This is a genomic window from Streptomyces sp. URMC 127 (assembly GCF_051386535.1).
GTDB lineage: Bacteria > Actinomycetota > Actinomycetes > Streptomycetales > Streptomycetaceae > Streptomyces.
Window position 1 is genome coordinate 1 of sequence record NZ_JBPQTW010000454.1, and the last position, 1,101, is coordinate 1,101.

General features: G+C 78.4%; 1 protein-coding gene. It reads left to right on the forward strand.

Features of this window, described 5'->3' with window-relative positions; all coding sequences use genetic code 11:
• Positions 1–23: 23 nt before the first annotated feature.
• Entirely contained in the window at positions 24–1,061 is a 1,038-nt protein-coding gene (locus tag ACSNOH_RS34860) for a FecCD family ABC transporter permease (protein ID WP_436725453.1), read from the forward strand.
• The last annotated feature ends 40 nt before the right edge of the window (positions 1,062–1,101 follow it).

A 1,101-nucleotide genomic window follows, 5' to 3' on the forward strand; every position in this document is an offset into this window, starting at 1 on the left:
CCCGCCTCCCGCACGGCCCCCGCCTGACGCACCGCCACGGTGGCGCGCTCGCCCGGCAGCGCCGCCGCATCCTGCTCCTCGCGGCCGCGGCCGCGGTCGCGCTCGCCGTCCTCCTCGCCTTCGGGCTCGGCGCGGGCGAAGTGCCCGTGCCGCCCCTCGACGCGCTGCGGGCCCTCGTCGGCGTCGGCGACACGGCCGACGTGATGCTCGTCCAGGACCTGCGCGCCCCGCGCGCCGTCGCCGCGATCGTGGCCGGTGCCGGGCTCGCCGTCGCCGGGGCGGTGATGCAGCGCGTGCTGCGCAACCCGCTCGCCTCCCCGGACGTGGTCGGCGTGACCGGCGGCGCCTCCCTCGGCGCGGTCGCCGTCCTCGCCACCGGCGCCCCGGCCGCGCTCACCCCCGCGGGGGCGCTCGGCGGCGGCATGCTGGCGGCCCTGCTGCTCGCCGCGCTCTCCTGGCGCGGCGGGGTGACCGTCACCCGCATCGTGCTCGTCGGCCTCGCCGTGCAGCAGGGGCTCGCCGCGGTCGTCAACCTCTTCATCGTCCGCTTCCCGGCCGAACTCGCCGCGGACGCCCTGCAGTGGACCACGGGTTCCGTCTACGGCCGGACCTGGACCGAGACGGGCACGGGCGGCGCGCTCGTCCTCGCCGGCATCGTGCTCGCCCTCGCCGGGCACCGCAGGATCGCCGTCCTCGACCTCGGCGACGAGTCCGCCGGGGGACTCGGCCTCGCCCCGAATGCGGCCCGCCTCCAGCTCCTCCTGCTCGCCGTCCTCCTGGCGTCCGTCGCGGCCGCGCTCACCGGGCCCGTCGGGTTCGTCGCCCTGGCCGTCCCGCACGTGGTGCGGTTCCTGGCCGGGCCCCCGACGGCCGGCTCGCTGATCCTCGCGGCACTCACCGGCGCGGTCCTGCTGCTCGCCTCCGACCTCGTCGTCCTGCACCTGCTGCCCGTCCACGGCCTGCCCGTCGGGGTCGTCACCGCCACGCTCGGGGCGCCCTGGCTGCTCGCCCTGATGCTGCGTCAACTCAAGCCCGCCACCGCAGGGAGCACGACCCGATGAGCGACGCCCACCACCCACGTTCCAGCGGCCCGCCCGCGCC